The organism is Streptomyces sp. NPDC048331 (assembly GCF_043201215.1).
In the GTDB taxonomy this organism is placed as follows: domain Bacteria; phylum Actinomycetota; class Actinomycetes; order Streptomycetales; family Streptomycetaceae; genus Streptomyces.
The window spans coordinates 49255-55445 of sequence record NZ_JBICYT010000045.1 but is presented as its reverse complement, the minus strand read 5'-3'; the positions used below and the strand labels follow the sequence as shown (position 1 = coordinate 55445).

At 68.9% G+C, this 6191-nt stretch carries 4 protein-coding genes and 2 pseudogenes; 5 read left to right on the top strand and 1 reads right to left on the bottom strand.

The window, feature by feature from the left end:
* Nucleotides 1-107 precede the first annotated feature (107 nt).
* On the bottom strand, nt 108-1976 hold the full coding sequence (locus ACGFYY_RS36720; RefSeq protein ID WP_393716275.1) for a histidine decarboxylase: 1869 nt from the start codon (nt 1974-1976) through the stop codon (nt 108-110).
* A 602-nt stretch (nt 1977-2578) separates the two neighbouring features.
* Here ACGFYY_RS36720 and ACGFYY_RS36715 point away from each other — a divergent pair.
* The 5 genes and pseudogenes from ACGFYY_RS36715 to ACGFYY_RS36695 all read left to right on the top strand — a co-directional run bounded on the left by ACGFYY_RS36715 (nt 2579) and on the right by ACGFYY_RS36695 (nt 6138).
* Nucleotides 2579-2986, top strand: coding sequence for an ectoine synthase (locus ACGFYY_RS36715; protein ID WP_393716273.1), 408 nt, complete (start codon nt 2579-2581; stop codon nt 2984-2986).
* Complete coding sequence (thpD, locus tag ACGFYY_RS36710; RefSeq protein ID WP_393716271.1) at nt 2983-3903, top strand: ectoine hydroxylase; 921 nt, start codon at nt 2983-2985, stop codon at nt 3901-3903. Before ACGFYY_RS36715 ends, thpD begins: the two co-directional genes overlap by 4 nt.
* 617 nt (nt 3904-4520) lie before the next feature.
* Nucleotides 4521-5033, top strand: a pseudogene (locus ACGFYY_RS36705) (FAD-binding oxidoreductase); the annotation flags it as partial.
* 25 nt (nt 5034-5058) lie between these two features.
* A pseudogene (locus ACGFYY_RS36700) lies at nt 5059-5259 on the top strand (FAD-binding protein); the annotation flags it as partial.
* Nucleotides 5260-5430: 171 nt separating this feature from the next.
* Nucleotides 5431-6138 (top strand): BBE domain-containing protein, encoded by a 708-nt coding sequence (locus ACGFYY_RS36695; protein WP_393716277.1) that lies wholly within the window; start codon nt 5431-5433, stop codon nt 6136-6138.
* Nucleotides 6139-6191 lie beyond the last annotated feature (53 nt).

Below are 6191 nucleotides of genomic sequence, written 5' to 3'. Positions count from 1 at the left end.
TTGGTGCTGGTCATGAGGGGGTGGTTCTCCTGTCGTGCCCTCTCAGGCTAACCCGACGAAGCGGGACGTCTCACCCAAGGCTGACAGAGAGGGGGCGGCCGAGCCGGTTACTGGAAGCCGCCTCCGGTGAGTGGCAGTGCGGCGAGTGACAGCGCGCCGTCGGCGAGTTCGATCGGGGCCTCGGCTGCCGTGGGTGCGGGCGCGGGGGCGACCGGTACCCGGTAGGCGGGGTCCTCGCTCAAGTCATTCAGCAGGGCCCTGATCTTCTCCTTGTCGACCGAGGACATCAGGAAGACGTGCACGTACCGGCGGCGGGTCGTCCTGTCGTGCGGATCCATCAGCACGTCCTGGGAGGACAGGGACCACTTCTCCACCAGTTCGTCGCTGGGCCGGCGGAACCGCACCGTGATGGCGCCCTCGGTCAGCGCCGGCCACAGCTCGATGTGCTCGCGCTGCTCCAGTTCCCGGAGCTGGTTGTACAGGTCCGATGCCAGGTCCTCGGCATTCCTGATCAGGTCGACCTGGTCCTGGTAGGAGTGCTGGGCCAGGTGGTCCCAGAGCACCAGCGGCGAGAAGCCGTTGCGCGATCCGGCGAAGGTGGTGTCCGGTGCGCCGATGTACTGCGGCTGGGACGGCGGCGCGATCTGGTACTTGACCTTCGTCATGTAGATGCCGCACGGCCAGGGGGCGCCCGGCCACTTGTGGCCGCTCATGGAGATCGACGAGACCATGTCGACGCTGCCGTACTCCCCGCTGGGCACCGTCAGGCCGAAGTCGAAATCGGGCAGGTTCTTCTTGGGGGTCCAGCCCCACTTCGCCGGGTCCTTGGAGGCCATCCGCACGAACGGCGCATAGCCGGCTCCCAGTGCGCCGTCCACGTGGATCCAGAAGCCCCGGCGGCGGTCGACCATCGGCTGGCCGGTGTTCCTGTCCTTGCCGTACACCACCTCACGGTCCACAAGCCCGTACTGCTCGAAGACCGGCAGCAGGCGCTCGCAGACCGTGCGGACGTCGTCGTGCGCGCCCTTGAAGGTGCTGCCGAGGTTGAGGTTGATGAAGACAGGGTGGCCCTTGGCGGCGAAGAAGGTCACCAGCGTCACCAGGGCGTCGATGTCGATCTCGCCGGGACCGTCGGAGGAGAAGCCCGACGGTCCCTTCCTGGAGGGCACTTCGGTGGGCCACTCCGGGATGTCGAACGTGGGCCCCACCAGCGGGCACTCTCCGGGGTACAGGGCCTCGCCCACCGCGTGGAAGGTCTCGACGCCCAGCGCGCGGACGGCCTTGGCGAACGAGTAGTGGGTGTCCTCGGAGTAGAACGCCACCGGTCTGTAGGCGTTCGGGTTCTTCAGGTTCGGGGCGGCCTGGACGTAGCGGAGCGCTCCGGACGGGTCGCGCTCGGTCTTGATCAGCGCCTTGCCGCCGAGGTAGTCCCGGGCGTTCCACAGGGCGTACATGTTGCCTTCGGTCGAGCCCATGGACAGCACGTACCCCCAGTACGAATCGCGGTCGTCCGCCTTGTGCGGCCACTTCGCGTTCCACAGGCAGGCGTAGTAGTCGAGGACCGCGCGCTCGACGACCTTCGTGTTCGGCTTGTAGCCACCGGCACGGAACGGGTCGCCGACGTTGTTGATGTGGTGCTTCATGAACCGGGCGAGGTCCACCTGATAGCCGTTCATGTCCTGGGTGACCTGGTAGCCGAGCATCTGCCGGCGCGTCCTGTCCAGGTACTCGTCCATGATGTTCAGAGCCCTGAGCCGCTGGGCGGCGCTGAGACCGCGGTAGTCCAGTTCGAAGTCGCACAGGTCCAGGCCGGTCTCGGCCGGATAGGTGACGCGGGGGTCGGCCGTCGGCGAACTGATCGGGGCGGCATGACCGTTGAGCAGGCCCTGTTCCTTGAGGATCTGCTCCCAGGGCTCACGGCCCGGGCCGAAGGCGAACTGAGGGACTGACTTGGCGCGGAAGCTGACATCCGTCATGGGTGGGACTCCCTGATGGGGGTGCGCGGCACTCGCGTACGGGCGGCCCGGGGCCGCTGCGGGTGCCTGTCAGGCACTATGGGACGGGAAAGCCGACGACAACCCGCAGTCACAGCGAGCAACATATCGTCACGGTGAGTATCGATCGTGTTGTTTCTGCCCGCGAGCCGGGCGTGCAAGTGGCCGTATCGGCCCTGCGTCCGCGCACTTGGCGGCCTGCGCCGTGTCCGAGCCGGCGCGTGACCAGCGTGTGGCCGGTCGACGTCGCCCGGCGCAGGTGACGCGCAGCGGTGCGCCACCCCGCCGCTTCTACGCCGATGGCGTGGCGGCGACCGGCCTCAACACAAGCGGTCGGAGGTGGACCTCGGCGTCGAGCCTCCGACGACGGAGCGGGAGAAGGCGGCCCGCTGCGGGGCCCGCGCGACAACGTCGTGCGGCCGGGTCCCGCACGTCCGCCCACACCCCGGAGGTGGGCCATCCGTTCGACGCGCAGGGCGTGCCGATTCGGCCTGCCGGTTCCAGAGTGGGTGGGGGCGTCCGGCGGGTGGCTGCCTATCGGTTGTCCGTCCTGTATGCGTTCCGGCACGGGAAGGTGATGAGGCGTGAGCGTTCGCTCTTTCAAGGACCTTGAGGGTACTGACCGGCATGTGTGGTCGGCTTCGGGGACCTGGCACAGCAAGCGCGTCGTCCTGGCCCGTGAGCAGGTCGGGTTCTCGCTGCACGAGACGGTGATGTTCGCGGGCACGGAGACGTCGATGTGGTACGCCAACCACATCGAGGCAGTCGTCTGCCTGGAGGGTGCGGCCGAGCTCACGAATGAGGAGACCGGCGAGCGGTACTGGATCGTCCCCGGCACCATGTACCTCTTGGACGGGCACGAGAAGCACACCGTCCGCCCCAAGAGCGACTTCCGGTGCTTGTGTGTGTTCAATCCGCCCGTCGTCGGGCCGGAGGACCATGACGCGGATGGCGTCTACCCGCTGATGACGCCGGACGGTGAGCGGGCATGACCACTCTCACCGACCTCTATCCCAGCCGCGGCCCCACCGAGACGATCACCGAACGCTGCGACCCCGTCGTCTGGCCGTCTCCCGGTGCCTCCGCGCCGGGCCCGTTCAGCCGCACGGCCCTCGCCTCCTACGAGCGTGACGGCTTCCTGAGCATGGACGACTTGGTCACGCCCCCCGAGGTGGCGGCCCTGAAGGCCGAGATGCAGCGGATGGTGGACGATTCCGAGCTGCGGGAGGACGAGCGCACGGTCATCGAGCCGGACTCCCGGGAAGTCCGTTCGATCTTCGAGGTACACAAGCTCAGCGGCGTCTTCGCCGACCTGGTGCGCGACGAGCGCCTGGCTGACCGGGCCCGCCAGGTCCTGGGCTCCGAGGTCTACATCCACCAGAGCCGGGTCAACATCAAGCCCGGTTTCCGGGGCAGTGGCTTCTACTGGCACTCCGACTTCGAGACCTGGCACACCGAGGACGGCCTACCCCGCATGCGCGCCCTGTCGGTATCGATCGCGCTCACCGACAACCATGACACCAACGGCAGCCTGATGATCATTCCCGGCTCCCACCGCACGTTCGTCGGCTGCGCGGGAGCCACCCCCGCCGACAACTACAAGACCTCCCTACGTGTGCAGGAGGCCGGCACACCCGGCGACGAGGCCCTGGCAAGCATGGCCGAAGAGCACGGAATCCGCCTGATCACCGGCCCAGCCGGCTCCGCGACCTGGTTCGACTCCAACTGCCTGCACGGCTCCGGCAGCAACATCACCCCGTTCCCGCGCAGCAACGTCTTCGTCGTCTTCAACAGCGTGGAGAACACCCCGCTCGAACCGTTCGCCGCTCCCGCCCGCTGCCCCGGCTTCATCGCGTCCCGCGACTTCACTCCCCTCGCCGGCCGGACCCGCGACAACCGGCCGGCGTGACGCCGCGCCCGTACTCGCAGGTCGGGCGGGCTGGTGTGCGCAGGGTGGGGAGTGCTCGGGCTTGGTCGGCGGGTGTCCATGGTGAAGATCGCCTGACCGGCCTGCCGGGCGGTCTCCTGGGCCGAGCCCAGTGGGGCGAACCCACACAGAGCGAAGCGCGGGACTTCCGCTGGGCGTCAGCCGTCGTCCCGTACGCACACTGCGTAGACGGTGAACTCCTGCACGCGGTAGAACTTCTTGCCGCTGCGGCACCTCTCGCCTTCGGTCATATGTTCGCACTCGCCTGCCCGGAGCCGGTCCCGGACTAAAGCGCATCGCGCAACGACCCTGGCGAAAGGGCTGAGAGGCCGAGCGGGCCGTGGGCGGCCTCCGGCCCGCTGACGACCGTCTCCCGCGCCATGCGCGACCAGATGACTGGGCGTCAAAAAGCCCTTCCCACCGGTTGCGGCAACGGATCGCCGTAGTGTGCCAGGCCCATCGTCGGGTGGTAGGAGGCGGATCCCTTACTACGGCTGGTCAGCATGTATCGCGCATACGGGTGTCTCGCTCCTTTCGCGTGAATCGCCGTCATTCTCTGGTGTCACAGTGTGTGACTGTCCCGGTTGCCCTCATCGTGGGTGCGGCCCGTCAGCCAGGGCCTCAGCTGCTTGTGCCCAGGGTCTACTGCCCGGTGCCCGAGCTCACCGCGAAGGGGTTCGCCTGTGGAGACCGGCCGTCGAGAAGTACTGCGAACCGGAGCGGCCGTCGTGGCCGCCGGAAGCTTGATCGGGCTGGGCGGCGGGGGTGCGGGCGCCGCCACCCGCACCCCCGCCGATGGGGCCGTCGCCCGTCCTCTCTTCTCGGACGAGGGTGTCGAGCAGGCCGCGTGGCGCGAACTGAGGCGGAGCCTCAGTCCGACGGCCGGTCTCTTCCGCCCAGGGGCCGCGCAGTACGCGGCACGGGCGACCCCCGACAACCAGCGGTACGCATCCGTCCGCCCTGCCGGTGTCCTCGCCTGCGCGACCGAGGGCGATGTGACGGCCGCGATCCGGTGGTGTGCCAAGCACGGTGTGCCCTTCGCGCCGCGTTCCGGGGGTCACAACTACGCGGGATACTCCACCACCCCGGGTCTGGTGATCAGTCTGCGCGCATTGAAGGAGGTGCCCACAGGGGCGGCGGCTGCGTCTGGGGGGCGGCGCCACGAACTCGGACGTGTACGCCGCCCGAGCGGCCGACCTGTACTTCCCCGGTGGGCGCTGCCCGGAGGTGGGTGTCGCCGGGCTGACCCTCGGCGGCGGGCTCGGGTTCAACGACCGCAAGTGGGGTCTTACCTGCGACCGGCTCATCGAGACCCGGGTCGTGCTTGCCGACGGGACGCTGGTACGGGCGGCCGACGACGAGAATGCCGACCTGTTCTGGGCCTGCCGGGGCGGAGCCGGCGGCAACTTCGGCATCAACACCGGCTTCGTCTTCGACGCCGTCTCCGTCGCCCGGCTGCGCGCCACCGTATTCGACCTGACCTTCGCGCTGGACGCGGGTGTCCAGGTGATGGAAGAACTCCGGCACATCATCGACGCGGACCGCACCAACGACTTCGACGTCCGGGTCGGCTTCAAGCACGCAGGCGACGGCACCACCACGCTCTGGCTCCTCGGGCAGCGCCTCGGCGACGGGAACGCCCTGCGACGCCTGTTCACGCCCCTCCTGCAGCTGCGACCGACGCGGACCTTCATCGAGGAACGCGGATTCTGGCACGCGCAGGACTACCTCATGGAACCCCTCGGAGCGAAGGAAGCCTACGCCTCCAAGTCCCTCGTCCCCAACCGGTGGCCCACTCCCGACACGGTGGCCGCCGTCGCCGACTGGACACGCGGCTGGCAGCCGGGACCGGGCCGGGCCACCGGCTACGTGACCCTGTTCGCCATGGGCGGCGACAGCGCCGCGCCCCGCCCGGACGAGACGGTCTACCCGCACCGCGGCGCGACCTTCGTGATCGACATCGGCACCCACTGGAAGCCCGGCACCCCGCCCAGCGAGGTTCGCATCCTCCTGGAACAGACGCGCGCCGCCCATCACCTGCTCGGCCGCCTCCTTTCCACCCGCGCGGCCTACGTCAACTTCCCCGACCCCGACCTCTACGACTGGCAGCACGCCTACTACGGCCGCAACTACGACCGCCTCGTCGCCGTCAAGCGACGCTACGACCCCGCCGGTCTGTTCTGCTACCAGCAAGCCGTCGGCCGTCCCCGCATCTGACACTGCCGCCCCCCGCGCCGCGCCCATGAACCAAGGTTCGAAGGAGTGGACAC